Below are 15,198 nucleotides of genomic sequence, written 5' to 3'. Positions count from 1 at the left end.
TCTTTTCTATGCATCTCATCCACAAACTCGCATCTTGGTTAGAAACCCATTGGGCTGTGCCAGCCTATGCGGGCTGGGTGATTCTGGGCCTCACCACCTTTTTTCTGCTGGCTGCTGCGAACACCCTCGCAGGCTGGTTATACGTTTTAGGGGGACTGGGGTTGGGACTGCTGCTGGTCTCGGCTGTCTTGCCGATAAAGTCTTTGCAAGGGATACAGGTGGAGCGGCTACCCTTATTGCCCGTTAGTGTGGGCGAATCTTTGAATTTAGGCTTAAAGCTGTCGAACTCAACGAAGATGGCAAAGTCCCTGTTGCAAGTCTATGACCATCCCCCTAAACATCTAGGCGTGGCTACTGCTCATAGCATTGATGAGATTCCTGCTCAGGCAACCCATACCTGGACCTATACGCTGCAACCTCAGCAACGGGGAGTCTACCGTTGGCAAAACGTGCAATTACGGAGCGCGGCCCCTTTAGGACTGTTTTGGTGTCGTCGGAGTCGTCCGGTCAAGGCTAAAGCAATTGTCTATCCCCAAATCTTGCCCTTACAGCAATGCCCTCTGTTGGATCATTCGGGCCATGAACAGGATCGACAGCGGCAAGCGCAACAAATTGGCCCCCAAAATAATAATGAAGGAGTAACTCGGTCAGTGCGCCCCTATCGTTGGGGTGACCCGTTACGACTCGTCCATTGGCGAACGAGTGCCCGTCACAACGAACTTCGCATTCGCGAACTGGAAATGTTTGCAGGGGGCCAAACCCTGGTTATTGCTTTGGATAGTTCTGGGGATTGGCAGCCTGATCAGTTTGAGCAAGCGGTGATTGCGGCGGCGTCGCTGTATGCTTACGGTCAAAAGTATCAAGATCAGGTGGAACTCTGGACTGCCCAGATAGGGCTACAGACGGGGCGGCAAGCTATCCTGGAAACGCTAGCTCAAGTGCAGGCTGGAGAAGTGACCGTAGCGCCGTTTCCCCAGCAATCCGTGATATGGCTGACGTCTGATCCGAGTGGTATATCGACTTTGCCACGGGGGAGCTGTTGGCTATTTTGGCCGAATCTTGATACATCTCGTCGTGATGATGCTTCTCAACATCGAGGCCAAGGGTTAGTGATCGAATCCGATCAACCTTTACAATCTCAGCTTCAAATTCCAATTAATGTGACTAGCCTGTCTTGAAATAACGCAGGGATTGCAGTGTTTGGCTCTAGTCCATACGGATACAAGGGTCGGAGATGATTATGGCTGCATGCTTTTGAAGATGATGAGAATAATCGTACTTGCAACATAAAAGATTGACCACAACAAGTCCTTCATGACTAATAGACGAATGGCCCAAATATAGCTACTAATATTTCGGCGCTTCTTGGCGATACGCCACACACTACTCGACAATATATGCTGCCAACTCACGCATGATCGAAATTGTGGATAAGCTGTGATAGCTTGCTGAATATGCAATTGTGCTTGCTTAAAACACTGATAGCTGGGAAGTTTCTTGAGGGCTATATCCAGATTCGCTTCAGTAATAAAATAGAGGAATTGGTATTCTTGCTCTAATCTAGTTGAATCAATCTTTTCTAAAAAGCTTCTGGCTTGCGTAGCATTCTCGTCTTTGCTAGCGGCATAAGCGAGCCAAAGTTGATGTATTGAAGCACCATTGGTGCTGGCGAGAGTCAACGCATGTTGACTCACAACCACCGCTTGGGAGCCTTTCTTTAAAGCTTGTAGAGATGTCACGAGATTGAGAAGCATCCAAGGCTTCGCATCATTGCGTCGTTGCCAGTCGGATAGCCATTTTAAGTTCTGTTTATGCTCTTTCTGTCGGGACAAAGCGTAGCCCACAATGCCCCAAGTTTCTGAGTTGGCTCGCAAAACTTTGCGATTCATCCTGATAAATTGCATCAGATAAACGGACGAATCGCGATAAGACAAAAGACGGATATAAGTAATCAGGGCCTGTCTTTGGACTGGATGGTCAGGATGAAACTTCTGTAATTGTTTCTGACAAAATTTCCGTTGTTTCAGCTTCTCACAACAGTAGACCCAGTGATATCCCACCTTCGGATGGGCATCGGGTTGGGGAAAAGCGTCAAAGAGAATGGTTTGAGCTTCAGTGGTCCAATTGGCGGCAATCATGGACTCCACCGCAGCCTGCAAGGGCCATTCCTGGTCACTGGGATAGATACAGAGTTGTGCTAAGGTTTGAGCCGCCGTATTCAGGTCATTCTGTCTGACTGCAAGCTGAACGGCACGAGCCAAAACAAATTCATCATTACAATGCTCTTTTAATCGAGCTAAGGTGTTGGCGGCTGCCTCAGTCTCAAGCCCCTCTAATTCGAGATCAAAGAGACTCAACCCTGCAAAACTGTATTCAGGATCTAGCTCAAAAGCCTTGCGAAAATCTGCTTTTGCGCCTAATCGGTCTCCTGTTTTTTGTTTGGCTTCTCCCTGATAGCCCCAAGCAATACACTCTGTTGGAGCCAGTCGCACCAGCTGTTGTGCGGTTGGTAGATATGCGTCTAGGTTGTCGAGTTGTCGATACCAATCTGCCAGAATACGCCATCCTGCGAAATAGTCAGGATCTTGGGACAGAATAGCCTTCATGGCTTGGATGGCCTCGTCAAATTGGCCTTGCTGGTATTGGATCCAAGCGGCCCGAGCGGCCAAAAATGAGGGGACGTCTTCCTCCCCTTGAGTGGGGGAGCAGGTTGCGATCGCATCTTCGTATCGCTCCGCTGCTGCCAATACCTTAGCCTTTAAATCATAGGCATCCCAACAGCGAGGATTGAGTGCAATAGCCTGGTCTACAGCAGCCAGCCGTTCATCTAGCGTGTCGTCTCCAGTCAGATATTCAGCTAGCCGTAACCAGGACTGAGTCTCTCCTGATCGAGTGACCGTTAGCTCCCGAGCGATGTCTGCAGTAAGGTGGGGACGTTCCAAGGCCTGAGCCCATTCTTGGAGCCGGTTCCATCCCCAGTCATAGTTAGGATCAAGACGAAGGGCTTTCTGCAACTGTTGTAGAGCGGTCTCACGGTTATCCAGTTTCCACCGTACATCTGCAAGATAGCCGTGAAGATAGGCCTCCAGGGGTGAATGCATCAGAGCCGTTTCTAGCAGAGCTTTGCATTGGTCTAGCGCATGAGTGCGGTCATAGAGATCCGCCAACTGTTGAATAGCACTATCCCACCCTGGATTAATTCGCAAAGCGGTTTGCAGGGCTTGTTCTTCGGCTTCATCATCCTTGAGGGTGCGATGCACGATCGCTAAATCCACCCAAACTCGGGGTAAAAGGGGAAAGCGCTCCGATGCTTCCACTGCAATCGCCAAGGCTTCCGTTGTTCTGTCCCTACTGAGGAGCTGCCGACTTCTGACGGTCCAGACCTGCCATAAATCGGGCCGAGCGGCATGCACTTCCTGGATGCGTTGATCAAAGTCTTCAGGCGTCAAGACAGTGCGAGCATATTGGTAAAAGGTGAACAGTCCATCCCCCGTAATCACCTGTTTCTGAAACTCATGAAAGATAAAGTCGATAACGTCTTTTTGTTCTTCTGTGGACTGGCAAATATCGATCAGTTCGGAAATAGCTCGGTTAGAATCGACAGATCGCTGAAGGGCCGATTTGAACGCGGCCTTAGCCATGGGAATGTCTTTGTTTAAAACGCAGAGATACCCATAGATGGTGAAATAGGCTGGGTTGTGCGGATCTAAGTGCTGAGCTGTTTCGCAGGCGTCAAACCCTGCCTCTAGCTGCTGTTGTCGACCGAGTTGCCAGGCAATTTGTCGCCAAGACCAAGCGTCTTTAGGGTTAATGTCTACCAGTCGCCGTAGTACCTGTTCTGCGACGACCGGATCCCCCTCTTGCACCTGTTGATACCAGAGGTGATGTAACCCTGCATGGTCCGGGAAGGTGCTGCAGGTAGCGGCTATAAACTCACGGGCGGCAGTGACGCCTTCCTGTTCCGCTAACAGTTGACTAATGGCGCGATTTGCCTTGATATCTAAGGGGTCAGCGGTGACGAGCTGTTGCCATAGGTCGAGGGCTTTGTCAGGTTTGTATTCATACTGTGCCAGGGTGGCCGCCGTACTTAACCAACGGCTATGGGCCGTCTTGGCTTTGGCCTCCTTCAGTAGGGCATGGGCTTGATCAAACTGGCCATGCTCTCCCAGGTACTTGGCCCGATATAACAGCAACTCTCCATCGCCTGGATGCCAGGATTGGGTTTGCGCCAATACCTCAATGGCCTCGGAAGGGCGGTCTAAATGGTCATAGGCAGTCGCCAACGCATAAACAGGATGGGCCGACTGCTTTTGGTCCCGGTTCCACCGTTGTTTCAAGAGCTGTAAGGCGACAGAGGTTTGTCGACACCCCCGAGCCGCTAGGAAATAGCTATGGGCATAGGTTTGCTCCTTATCTTCGAGGCAGGCTGCAAATCGATATAGGTCCAGTGCAACGTCAAACTGGCGTTGTGACCAATACAGATTCGCCAGTAAAAAGTAGTTATAGGCTTCCGTCGGCATTGCCCGGATAGATCGTCGCAGTAAGTGAATGGCGGATTCATCAGCCCTAGCATCGTCACTTAAGAGCTTGGCGAGTCGAGTCCAAAAAATGGGATGGAACTGTTCTTGCTCGATCACATACATGAGCCAATCAACACAATCCTGGCGGCTGGCCAATTCCTGTAAGTATTGGAGTTTCTGCAACATCAGATGGGGTGCAGCGGGAAACTGCTCCAGCATTTGTTCGATCACGGCCAAGGCACTGGTGTGGTCAGCATCATAATAAGCCAGCTCGAACTGAGCCTGGAGGGCAAGGCGATGGTGAGGGGCGGCTCCATTCAGCCGTTGGCTCCAGTCACCGGCGGTGGCGCGATCATGGTGGGTTAGGGCTGCTTGTAGTGCATGGAGCTGATCGTAAAGGCGGCTATCGGGAAGGTCTAGGGTTTCTAACAAGCCCGCTTTCTCTGGTGGCAAGAGCACCATACCTCGGGGACCAGACGCCTGATATCGTTCCAGAAATTCCTTGGCCCAGGGTTCAACGATACCCCGATGGTAAGGGTCACGAATAATCAGGGTCTGCAAGCGACTGTCATAGCCAATCACGGCTTGTAAGTGGGCTGACGTGGCTTCAACGGTACTGAGGGTAAACGGGATACCAGCATCAATCAGCTGGATAATGCTGTCCCAGGTCACCGTAAATTCGCAAACCGCCCATCCTTGCTGACTGGCCCAATCCCGCTCACTGTAGCTAGATGTGCCGTTGTAGCAGATGCTGTCCGCGAGTTGCTGGTGATCCACCGTGGTGCCCCAATAGGCACAAAGGGTGGTCAAAGTGGCGGGGGCACAAGTCATGTGGTGCTGACGGACAAAACCGACGGGTAAAATCACCCGTTCTCCCTCGGGTAGCTCCAGCAGGCGTTGGGCTAAAGACTGATAGTAGGGGTACTCCGTTAATTTCTGAGCCAAGTGATGGGCTTGATTAAAATCCCCCCTCTGGTAGGCAATGTCAGCTTGGGCAGACCATAGTCGAGATTGCCCGGCCTTGTCCAGGAGAGGACAGGCTTGTTCGTATTGCTGATAACTGTGCTGAGCTTGTGTATACTGCCCCAGCTCCAGTTGGAGCGCAGCGAGTTGGGCCCAGATATCACCACTCTCTAGCTGCGTGGTGGCCTGCTGGAGGAGTTCCAGCGCTTGGTCATCTTGGTTTAAGAGGGTATATAAATGGGCTGTTGCCAATACGGCAGGACGATACCATAGATGCTGTGCTAAGGCTTTTTGGGCCATGGCTAAGGCGTCTGGATATCGATCTTCTTGCTCCCATAAACGGGACTGTAAAAGGGTGATCCAAGGATCCTCTGGGGCTAGGGTCTCTGCTTCTTGGAGGTAGGCGTCCGTTCGATCAAAGTCTCGGAATTCTAAAACCACCTGGGCTTGTAACCCCAGCCACTGGGCTTGTTGATATGGAGTGAAGTGATCAAATTGCGATTGATGCTTTTGAATCAGACGATAGGCTGCTAAGGGACCCTGCCGCCAAAGCATCGTACTGATGTAGTAATACAATGCATCTGGATCCGCTGGATTCCGCCGCCAAGCTCGAAGTAATATCGCTGCTCGTTGTCGGGGCGCGCCTAGAGCCCCTGTGAGGCGACCTACCAACAGTTGGGTGGTAGTGTCTGGCCCCGTCGACCGCAGATCAACGGACTGGCATAAGTCATAGGCCTGGAGATAGAACCCTTGGTCCATTAAGGCAGATAGACGATCTGAGACAGACTGGGAGAGTTCTACCGATGTTTTCATTAAGGTCTAGACAAGATAGAGGATGGATAGGCTGATCCTTCGTCCTCCCAACTGGTGGATGGTTTGAAGAGAAGTGTGGTCCCCAGCTATGGGTCGGCGGTGATCTAGCCTGCTACTAGTTAGGATTCCCACTCTGAAGCGAGCTTTCGACGCTTCAGAGCTGAGTTTGAAGGTCAGACAATGAGCTGCTGGGGCAGTATGCTGAATCTTGAAGAGGATAGGTAAGATTCAAAATTTTACCCACACAAAATGTCATCTGAACGTGCGCTTCAAGGGCTGGATATGGGGGACAATCGTTAACTTAGATAAAGTAAATCAGTATAATCTAATACATTTTTCAGGCTGACCTCAGTTAGGACGTGCATACTACTCTCATAGCAAATGAGACAATAAGTAGGTCAGTAAGATGAATACAAAAGCCTTGCTTCATACTGCTTTGATTTTTGGCTCTTTAGCCAGTGCATCGGCCTTAGCACAAACCGCTCATGCAGGGACTTTAGTGACCTGTGGTCCCAATGGTGCGGCGTCCATTGTCAAAGTTGTGCCTGCTGGGTGCCGCCATCTGTCCGCCACATCTGCTCCCAAGCATTCTCCTGACAATCCGGTAGAAGAGTCACGCTTAGGCTTTACCTTTAAAGCCTCGGCTCCCGAAGTGCAAGAAACCCAGCCGATAGCGGCGGACCAAAAGGCTCAACCAGAGGTGGTAGCGACCTATCAAAAACCTTAAGTTGGCGTTTTTTTAGAGATCCTCATGTCTAACTTCAGTCCTCTAGATGGCTCCCCGAGTGAAGAGGACTGATTTTTTTATGGCTCTGGATACCAAGTATCGGATTCGTCCGGTGCAGGGGATGAGTTCCCAGCGTATTCATCCATCCAATGATGGACTTGAACTAAAAACTGAGGCAGATGCAAGCTGCGAAACTGGTCTGCGCTCCAAGAGTTGTGAGATAACTGGTTCCTGTGGCTAGGCGGGATAACATAGGTATCAGCATATAGCGTAGAGTATTCGGGAAGAACGACCGTTACCGCTTGTCGGATATACAGATCCCCTTCGAAATAATCGAGGCGGTCTAGGGACACGGGATCGATATTGAAATAAATTCTGCCCAGGGTAGACTGGTGCCCCGTTCTGATCATGCCTGGGTAGAGTTGATCCACTACACAAAAGCGCTCGTACCCAGGCAACAGAGCGTCTGTGGCTGGGAAAATTTGACCGGTGACCGCTTGCATCACTTCGGGAAGGGTAAGGGTGCCGTAGGTGAACAGATGGACAGTCACCAACCCGATTCAGATTAAGGAGTCTCTGGTAGCGTATCTTTGATCAAGGATTCTTCTTCTGGAGTCTCTGGCTCTGTAGCGCTGGAGGGTGAGGCAAGGGGACAGTCGTCTAAATCGACGTCAGCATCTGTCAAGTCCGCTCCGGCAAGGGTGGCCGTACACACGTCAGCGCCTTGTAATTTAGCACTCCGTAAAACAGCTTGGGTAAAGTCAGTGCTGGTGAGCTGGGTGTTTTCTAAGTTGCTGCCGTATAGGTAGGCGGCGGTGAAATTCGCGTTTTCTAGGTTGGCGTTTTCTAAATTACTGAGGAGTAACGAGGTATTGCGAAGGTTTGCCCCTTTCAAGTTGGCATTGCGGAGATTAGCACGGATTAGAATGAGTCCACTTAAATCAGCGCCACTGAGATCGCAGCCTTCACAGGAGTTGACCTGTTTGAGCTGAGCAACATGTTTAGGATCGGCAGCAAGAGCTGAGCTACCTAAAGTCACCCCGAGGGTGAGTGCAATCGCAAAAACACCAAATCTCATGCGTTTTTCTTTTAATTCCGTCGCGACAGCTCCAAACCGTACTGTAGCAGATTCAGCTAAAGGGAAGGAATTTTAGCGAGCCATTTTCACGGCTGTCCCAGTGGCGGTGATTAACAGTAAAACTCCAGTTTCATCAATATTAATGGTGTCCGTACTGACCCGCACACCGATCACCGCATTTGCCCCTAACCGATCTGCCCGTTTTTCCAGCTCAGAGATGGCATCCTGCTGTCCCTTTTCAAACACGCGCTCGTAGCTGGCGGTGCGACCGCCGATAATATCGCGAATGCCAGCAAAAAAATCGCGCAGGGCATTACTGCCATACACAACTTCAGCAGTAACAATGCCGCAATAGCTATCGATTACAGCGCCTTGAATGACATCCGTTGTGGTCACTAACATGTCGATCTTTTCCATAGGTGAGGTCTGATGTTTGAAGGATTATCTAACGTGAAAAATAGTGGGCTTAAATGATGTATAACCACTCAGAAAAATATCTTTTTTTGGGAGCTTTAACCTAAATCTTTCAAAAATTTACAGGTATGGTGATGTGTAGGAATTGAAGTGTCTGGTGTTGAGTAAAGCGATAGCAAGTCTGGCATCACCAGCCGCTGGTATAAGATGCCCAGAGCCATTATTTGAGTATGAGGTAATCTTCGGGAAAAAGAACCATGGTCTTGAAGAGGCTGATGAGCCGTTGTAGCAAAATGGATGCTGATCCTTCTGCAAAAGGGGAGATAGTTTGGATGTGCTGCTTCGCTACCTATCCTTGGGCATAGTGAGTGGGGTGGCTGCCATTTAGGGGTGGGAAGCGACCCTTCACCAGCATTGATTTTGTCTACCCCAGGTCTACCCCAGGGAAAAGAACGTCCTTCCTAAGTCAGGTTTGCTGTCATCATAGAAAGAGATAGTCGGGTAAGTTAGCTGAGGATGACCATTTTCTTCTACAAAGTCCAGGATCCTTACGGATGTTTTTCCAATTTTTCACTTCATAGTATTGACCTGCAAGGACAGACCTGGCCGACCTCAGAACATTACTATCAAGCCCAAAAATACCAAGGTACGCCCCACCAAGCCTTATGCGACAAGATTCGACAGGCATCGACCCCTGAAGCTGCAGCAGCCCTGGGTCGTAATCCCCTTTATACCGAGCAGGCCGATTGGGATGTGATCAAGCCTGAGATTATGTATGCTGCCGTGCGCACTAAATTCTTGACCCATCCGACGATTCAGGCGGAACTATTATCCACAGGGGATGAATTGATTGTGGAAAATTCGCCTTTAGATCCCTATTGGGGATGCGGTGCCGATGGTCAGGGGCAGAACCAGCTGGGAAAAATCTTAATGCAAGTTCGCCAAGAGATTCGCCAGTTGATTCAAACCGGGGCGATTAGTGTGTGACGCTAGCGACCATCGCTGGGGCCAGGCTATTGACCACCCGCTGATCCGGCAAAATAGTACGAGATAAGATGGCGTCTCGCAGTCTCTGGAGCTGCACTTGGGCATAGGCCAAATTGGTGCTGCTCAAGTTCGCTTGCTGAAAAATAGCGTCCGTCAGTTGGGCAAACTTCATTCGTGCTTCGCTGAGTTCGGCCATACTCAGGTTGGCGTGGCTCAGGTTAACGCGATCGAGACAAGCGCCAATCAGGCAAGCCCCACTTAAATTCGCCCCTTTCATAGAGCTATCTTGGCAGTTGGCTTCGCTCAGATCGGCAAACATTAAGGTCGCCGAATCTAAGTTTGCTCCAGTTAAATTGGCGTCCCGCATATCGGCATGATTCAGGGTTGCACCCCATAGATAAGATCGCTGCAAATTGGCTCGCTGGAGATTCACCTTACTCAAATCTGCTTTGAGGAGATAGGTCCCTCGGATATAGGCATCACTGAGGTTCGCCTCAGCCAGCACACTGCCCTGAAAATTAACGCCCCATAGGTTGGCTCCACAAAGCTGGGCACCCGCAAGGTTGGTATCTTCGATGTAACTGTGTTTGAAGTTCACCCCATATAAGTAGGCATTCTCCAAATTCATATGGCTTAATTTGGACTTAATAAATGTGACGCCAGATAAATTCTGCTGGCTTAAGTCCGCATTTTTTAACTCTATTTCGCAAAAATCTCTTTCTCCGGCAGCGTAGCGCTCCAGCAACTCGGCTACTTGCATCATGGGGCTCAACCTATTCAAATCCTGAGCTTCGATCTTAGTCACTGGCCTCTGGGAGTGAGAAGAGTGAATATACCGATTCCAAGAGAATATTCAGGGATTGCGATCGTGAATCTACGGACTGGAGGCTATTTTTCCTGGCTTTTGCGGCTAACGAAAATGTCTTGCCAGGTGCCACCCACCCCTTGTAAGATGCCGCGCCCAATTAAACCTAAGCCCCGGCCAATCACTTGAGTGAGGATATAAACCACTCCTCGACCGAGAAAGGTGAAGGTGGCCTGTAGTGGCGGTGCGATCGCATCTCTCCCCTCTAAAGCCAAGGTCACAAAAAATCGAATGCCCTGGAGCTGCTTGAGTTCCTGATCGCGGGAGCCATAGACGGAAATTTTCTGCAGCCCCGCCTCACTAAAGACGATGAGCCCATACTGACTTTCAAAGATTTCGGTCGGCTCTTTGAACAAGCGTCGAGACCGGTAGTGATTAGAGAGGGCGTTGCGAAACCGCTCAATATCTCGGGTAGAAATTAAAGAACGGTCGTAGAAACTTTGTTTAATCGCTTCATTGGTGGCAAAGCGATTCAGCAATGGCTGCAGCACGCCATTGGCGACACTGACGACTAAGTTACTCAGCAGGGCTTCGGCCTGGAGCATGGCTTCAGGAGAACCAACGGCGGACAGGGTATTGTCAACCAGTAAGGGGGCTTTAAACAGGAGGTGATCCAACAGTTCCGTTACCAAAGGAATTTTGTTGAGAATATCTGCTTTGACAATGGCCTGATCTTGCTGGAGCACACTAACAATTTCGATATCTTCTAAGCCCTGGGTGTTCACCGCTGCAGATAAGGGGATAGTCAAATACTTGCCAAAAAAGTCGGCGGTAGACCCAAGCCATAGGTCTTGCAGAAGTTTAGAACGCTTGGTAACGAGTTGCGATCGCGTCACTTGGGCATAGCGCAACTCTTCCACCACGGTTTCAAATTGCTTCAACACGATCAGAAATAAATCCTGGCGTTTTTGGGCCTTGAGAATATCAATCTCTAATGGATCTTGGGTGCGATTGGTGAGGCTAGTGGGGAGCTTAGCCAGCAATCCATCCATCAGCACGGTGGTGATGTCTGGCTGAGCAGCGAGGTTCCCCCCGTCACTTACTTCCGTAATCCGCGAGGGGACCGCTAACTCATCGGTTTCCCAGGGATCGACATTGGCCCAAGAAAAAGCAGGTTCTTCGGGGTCTGAGACGGCTTCTTCCTCAGCGGTACCACTCTGGCGTTCCATATACTGCCGCACCAGCCAGCGCACGGATTGTAATTCCCGCTCTCGCCCTTCATTTACAGCGCGTTGCCATTGGGTTAAGGCTTCCCCTTGGCGGCGAGCTTGCAGTTGCTCTAGGGTTTGCTCAATTTGCTTTAACCCCGTTTGCATAAACACCTGCCGCAACAGGGTAAAGGCCGTCACATTTCGAGTAACCATCGGCGGCGGGGCATCGGGCTGCGGCACGATCTGAGCCTGGGCCTTCTGAGCGGCGTCCCAAACCCGCTGGCCTTGACTGGCTCGCCGAAATTGCTGGATTAAGGTGGGGGTATCGACACTGCCTTTCCGACAAAAGCCTTCAACGCCGACTTGCCACAGTTTGGTGAGCTGATCGGGGTCGAGGGTTGCCGATAGAACAAACAGAGCCAGATTGGGATAGCGCCCCTTTAGCTGTTGACAGAGGAGGCCATTTGCTTCGGTATCCCCGACCCGACTGATATCGAGAATCAGCAAATCTAGGGATTGTGGATCGACCTCTGGGCTGGCCTCTTCTGCAGATGGCCTTGAGAACAGCTGTAACACTTGGGCTGGATTGTCGGCTTCAGCGACGACCTGAATATCGGCGACGGCGTCTAGGCAGGCTTTTAACCCGACCCGAAAGATCGGATCGGTATCCGCTAACATGAACTGAAGGGGTTGTGTCTGTGCTGCTGCCTGCTCTGTCATGCCCTGTCCGGTTTTTAGAGCCTATGCTCCTGAAATCGCTAATCCTGGTCAGACCCATCGCTTAGCTCAGGAGAGCGACTTGGCCCCATGTAGAGAATAGTGCACTTTTAGTGGAATCGATCAAAAAAAACTGTGGTACCCCTACGCGATAATAACCCCACTCGAATCACGCCCTTTGTTACCTATGTTCTGATTGCCCTCAATGTCGTTGTCTTCCTGCATGAATTGCGCTTGGGTCCAGAGCTAGATGCCTTTTTCCGCTTGTGGGCGGTGGTTCCCCGAGAATTGACCGCGAGTTTTCAGGGAGAACCCACGACCTTGCCTCATCCCGCCTGGATTACCCTGTTTACCTCCCAGTTTCTGCACGGGGGAATTTTGCATATTGCTGGGAATATGCTGTTCCTGTGGGTGTTCGGGAATAATATTGAGGACAAACTGGGCCATGTCAAATATCTGGTGTTTTACCTGAGCTGTGGAGCTTTAGCGGCCCTCAGTCAATGGTTTTTTAGCGTCAATTCTGAGATTCCGTCGTTGGGTGCCAGTGGTGCGATTGCAGGGGTGATGGGGGCCTATATTATTCGATTTCCCAAAGCGGAGGTCTTAACCCTGATTCCCCTAGGATTTTTCTGGTGGACGGTTAACCTGCCTGCCGTATTCTTTTTAGGGTTCTGGTTTGCCCAGCAAGCCTTTAATAGCGTCGCTAGCCTCAATGCACCCATGAATATGGGCGGGGTGGCCTATTGGGCTCATGCTGGGGGATTTGTATTTGGGGCCTTGCTCGGTCCCCTGATGGGACTGTTTGATGACGATCAGTCCCGCCGTTAACGTGTGAGTGTGAAGCTGCTTGTATGGTGAATATTGCTCAATCCGTGAAACTGATGGGGCTGATCGGTTGCTCGTCTCTGTTGGTGAACTGCACCCTGTTGCGTAAGACAGCTTCCGAACCCGATGCCTTTCGGTTAGAAGCAATGCCCATCGAGTATGAGTCTTTAGCCTCGAAGCCTGCGGTGCCCATGAGCAAGGTGTTTCAGCTTTCCTTTTACGACTATGATTTCAACTGGAAAAAGGTGATTAAAACCGTTGATGTTGCGCCCCTCCAGTATCGCGGCAATGAACCCCAGTTTGCCCTTGATAATAACGGTCGAGAATATTTAACCTATCCCGTTCCCGGTCGAACCCAGGTGAACGGTAAATCGGTGCTGACGGATACGCCGTTGAATTGGTATGGCCAGGGTCCGGCGATTGTATTTGAGCGTAAACCGGGCACGGTGATTTTGCCCCTCTTGCCGGATCACAGCTATAAGACGGTAAAAGCGGAAATTGAGCGCACGGGGGGCAAGGTGCTGGGAATTTTTGGCACGACCTTCAAAGGCTTTACTAAAAAGAAGGAAGCGATTCCCCTCAGCTATGTCTATTTCAATCCCAATCGGTTACCGAAGAATGCGGGGCAAACGGATTTGCCGATCTATCGTTCGTCTAAGATTTCGGGACAATCTGCCCCCAATATTCTGTTATCGGGGTTGGTGACCTATGCAGATGGGCGGTCGGCTTATCTGGATTTTAGCGATTTGGAGGGGGAGGGGAAGACGAGTAATGAGCGGCTGGATGATATCAAGGGACAAATTCGCCAGGAGCTAGAGCAGCTGGAGGCCCAACCGGATGTGGCGATGGTGACGATTGATACCCATGGGGTCATTCGCAAGCCGGAGGATATTGAGGTGGTGTTGGAGCGGGGGGAGTATAAGCGGGGTGGCCCGTTTATGCTGCATGAGACTCAGTCGGTGGCGCGGGGAATTCGGGTGTTTGATGAGGAAACGAAGGCGTATGTGGGCTCGATGATTACGCCGTCTTTGCTGATGAAGGATTGTTTGGCGGTAGCGAAGCAAAAGTTTGGGGAAGATGCGGTGATTCAGTTTTTGGATGGGGATGCGCCTGCTGCAGCTTATTTTGAGGATTATGATCCAACTGCGGATTTGGAGTTGAAGGATCCGATTGTGTTAAATGCGTTTCGGTTGAGGGGGGCGAAAGGGTTGGAGTTGGTTGTGCAATACGATTGAGAAGTGTCTTCAGTGCAGGACAATCACTGAATCCATCACTCTCTGCCGTTATCCTTAGCCATGTTGAGGAATGGTTTTATAAGCCTCGTCAAACCCTGCATACGCCCCCTAAATCCCCCATTCTGGGGGACTTTGAGATGTATGATTATCCTAGATGGGAGACCTTCAGGAGATGACTAGAACACAATAAGGCAGTGCCAGGACAAAAACGAAAGCCATCACCCTCTGTCGTCATCATGAGCTGGGTTGAGAAGTTGTTTTGGAAGCCCAGTTAAACTCTGCATTGGCACCCTAAATCCCCCATTCTGGGGGACTTTGAGATTTATGATGATTTTAGATGGGAGACAGGGTTGGGGGTAACAAAATGCGAGAGAAGTAAATGCAACACCACCGCATTCGCGGCACGACCCCAGCCGTCGTTGCCGCCGCACGACGACTGAGACTCAATCTGACGACTGCAGAACAAAGGCTGTGGAAAGCACTGCAAAAACGTCAACTCAGCGGCCTTAAATTCCGCTGTCAACACGCCATTGGTTCGTTTATTGTCGATTTTTACTGTCCCCAATGCCGATTAGTGATTGAACTAGACGGCGATATCCACAATCAGCAGGTGGAATACGATAAAGCCCGTACTGAGCAGCTCAACCAGCTTGGTTTCCGAGTGATCCGATTCCATAACTCAGACGTTATGCACCACCTAGATCATGTGCTTCAGCAAATTCGATATGCGAGCGAGCAAAGCATTGATGGACAATCAAAGTCCCCCAGAATGGGGGATTTAGGGGGCTAATGCGGCATAATTGAGGCTGTTGACTAGAAAAATATCGGATCTAGTTGTGAGAGGTCGTACTCTCCTTAAAAAAATATCCCTAGCTAGCTGATATAAAGTTTTGTCCTGTACTA

Annotated in this window: 12 protein-coding genes; 6 read left to right on the top strand and 6 right to left on the bottom strand. The window is 50.4% G+C overall.

The features are described 5' to 3' along the window. The first annotated feature begins 8 nt into the window (after positions 1-8). On the top strand, positions 9-1,178 hold the full coding sequence (locus ON05_RS15335; RefSeq protein ID WP_010473207.1) for a DUF58 domain-containing protein: 1,170 nt from the start codon (positions 9-11) through the stop codon (positions 1,176-1,178). Positions 1,179-1,238: 60 nt separating this feature from the next. Here ON05_RS15335 and ON05_RS15330 read toward each other — a convergent pair whose 3' ends face one another. After that, on the bottom strand, positions 1,239-6,296 hold the full coding sequence (locus ON05_RS15330; RefSeq protein ID WP_010473208.1) for a C39 family peptidase: 5,058 nt from the start codon (positions 6,294-6,296) through the stop codon (positions 1,239-1,241). Positions 6,297-6,702: 406 nt separating this feature from the next. On the opposite strand from ON05_RS15330, the gene ON05_RS15325 reads away from it, so the two are divergent. Beyond that, positions 6,703-7,023 carry a hypothetical protein gene (locus tag ON05_RS15325; protein ID WP_010473210.1) on the top strand — a complete coding sequence of 107 codons (321 nt, stop codon included), beginning with the start codon at positions 6,703-6,705 and terminating at the stop codon, positions 7,021-7,023. 77 nt (positions 7,024-7,100) lie between these two features. Here the strand turns inward: ON05_RS15325 and ON05_RS15320 are convergent, their stop codons facing one another. The 3 genes from ON05_RS15320 to ON05_RS15310 form a co-directional block, all read right to left on the bottom strand. Next, positions 7,101-7,574 (bottom strand): gamma-glutamylcyclotransferase family protein, encoded by a 474-nt coding sequence (locus tag ON05_RS15320; protein ID WP_010473212.1) that lies wholly within the window; start codon positions 7,572-7,574, stop codon positions 7,101-7,103. Between the two features lie 14 nt (positions 7,575-7,588). Beyond that, positions 7,589-8,101, bottom strand: coding sequence for a pentapeptide repeat-containing protein (locus ON05_RS15315; protein WP_010473215.1), 513 nt, complete (start codon positions 8,099-8,101; stop codon positions 7,589-7,591). A 72-nt stretch (positions 8,102-8,173) separates the two neighbouring features. Continuing rightward, positions 8,174-8,503, bottom strand: a complete 330-nt coding sequence (locus ON05_RS15310) for a YbjQ family protein (RefSeq protein ID WP_010473217.1) — start codon at positions 8,501-8,503, stop codon at positions 8,174-8,176. 528 nt (positions 8,504-9,031) lie between these two features. Here ON05_RS15310 and ON05_RS15305 point away from each other — a divergent pair. Beyond that, positions 9,032-9,502, top strand: coding sequence for an NADAR family protein (locus ON05_RS15305; protein WP_010473219.1), 471 nt, complete (start codon positions 9,032-9,034; stop codon positions 9,500-9,502). On the opposite strand, the gene ON05_RS15300 is transcribed toward ON05_RS15305, so the two are convergent. Then, the gene (locus ON05_RS15300) at positions 9,492-10,265 is read right to left on the bottom strand and encodes a pentapeptide repeat-containing protein (RefSeq protein ID WP_029315186.1); all 774 of its coding nucleotides are present in this window, start codon (positions 10,263-10,265) and stop codon (positions 9,492-9,494) included. The genes ON05_RS15305 and ON05_RS15300 overlap by 11 nt on opposite strands. Positions 10,266-10,390: 125 nt before the next feature. After that, on the bottom strand, positions 10,391-12,238 hold the full coding sequence (locus tag ON05_RS15295; protein ID WP_010473221.1) for a DUF3685 domain-containing protein: 1,848 nt from the start codon (positions 12,236-12,238) through the stop codon (positions 10,391-10,393). A 132-nt stretch (positions 12,239-12,370) separates the two neighbouring features. Here ON05_RS15295 and ON05_RS15290 point away from each other — a divergent pair, with 132 nt between their 5' ends. From ON05_RS15290 to ON05_RS15280, 3 genes are all read left to right on the top strand, one after another. Next, positions 12,371-13,063, top strand: coding sequence for a rhomboid family intramembrane serine protease (locus ON05_RS15290; protein WP_010473224.1), 693 nt, complete (start codon positions 12,371-12,373; stop codon positions 13,061-13,063). A gap of 23 nt (positions 13,064-13,086) precedes the next feature. Further along, positions 13,087-14,295, top strand: coding sequence for a hypothetical protein (locus ON05_RS15285; protein WP_010473226.1), 1,209 nt, complete (start codon positions 13,087-13,089; stop codon positions 14,293-14,295). Between the two features lie 379 nt (positions 14,296-14,674). Then, the gene (locus ON05_RS15280; RefSeq protein ID WP_010473228.1) at positions 14,675-15,085 is read left to right on the top strand and encodes an endonuclease domain-containing protein; all 411 of its coding nucleotides are present in this window, start codon (positions 14,675-14,677) and stop codon (positions 15,083-15,085) included. Positions 15,086-15,198: the final 113 nt, after the last annotated feature.

This window comes from Acaryochloris sp. CCMEE 5410 (assembly GCF_000238775.2).
Taxonomy (GTDB): Bacteria; Cyanobacteriota; Cyanobacteriia; order Thermosynechococcales; family Thermosynechococcaceae; genus Acaryochloris.
This window is presented reverse-complemented; position numbering and strand designations above follow the sequence as displayed.

Excerpts from the sequence above, each read along its gene's own strand:
- ON05_RS15315 (WP_010473215.1), bottom strand. The coding sequence starts at position 8,101 with ATGAGATTTGGTGTTTTTGCGATTGCACTCACCCTCGGGGTGACTTTA.
- ON05_RS15285 (WP_010473226.1), top strand. The coding sequence starts at position 13,087 with ATGGTGAATATTGCTCAATCCGTGAAACTGATGGGGCTGATCGGTTGC.
- ON05_RS15305 (WP_010473219.1), top strand. The coding sequence starts at position 9,032 with ATGACCATTTTCTTCTACAAAGTCCAGGATCCTTACGGATGTTTTTCC.
- ON05_RS15300 (WP_029315186.1), bottom strand. The coding sequence starts at position 10,265 with ATGATGCAAGTAGCCGAGTTGCTGGAGCGCTACGCTGCCGGAGAAAGA.
- ON05_RS15295 (WP_010473221.1), bottom strand. The coding sequence starts at position 12,238 with ATGACAGAGCAGGCAGCAGCACAGACACAACCCCTTCAGTTCATGTTA.
- ON05_RS15310 (WP_010473217.1), bottom strand. The coding sequence starts at position 8,503 with ATGTTAGTGACCACAACGGATGTCATTCAAGGCGCTGTAATCGATAGC.
- ON05_RS15335 (WP_010473207.1), top strand. The coding sequence starts at position 9 with ATGCATCTCATCCACAAACTCGCATCTTGGTTAGAAACCCATTGGGCT.
- ON05_RS15325 (WP_010473210.1), top strand. The coding sequence starts at position 6,703 with ATGAATACAAAAGCCTTGCTTCATACTGCTTTGATTTTTGGCTCTTTA.
- ON05_RS15330 (WP_010473208.1), bottom strand. The coding sequence starts at position 6,296 with ATGAAAACATCGGTAGAACTCTCCCAGTCTGTCTCAGATCGTCTATCT.
- ON05_RS15280 (WP_010473228.1), top strand. The coding sequence starts at position 14,675 with ATGCAACACCACCGCATTCGCGGCACGACCCCAGCCGTCGTTGCCGCC.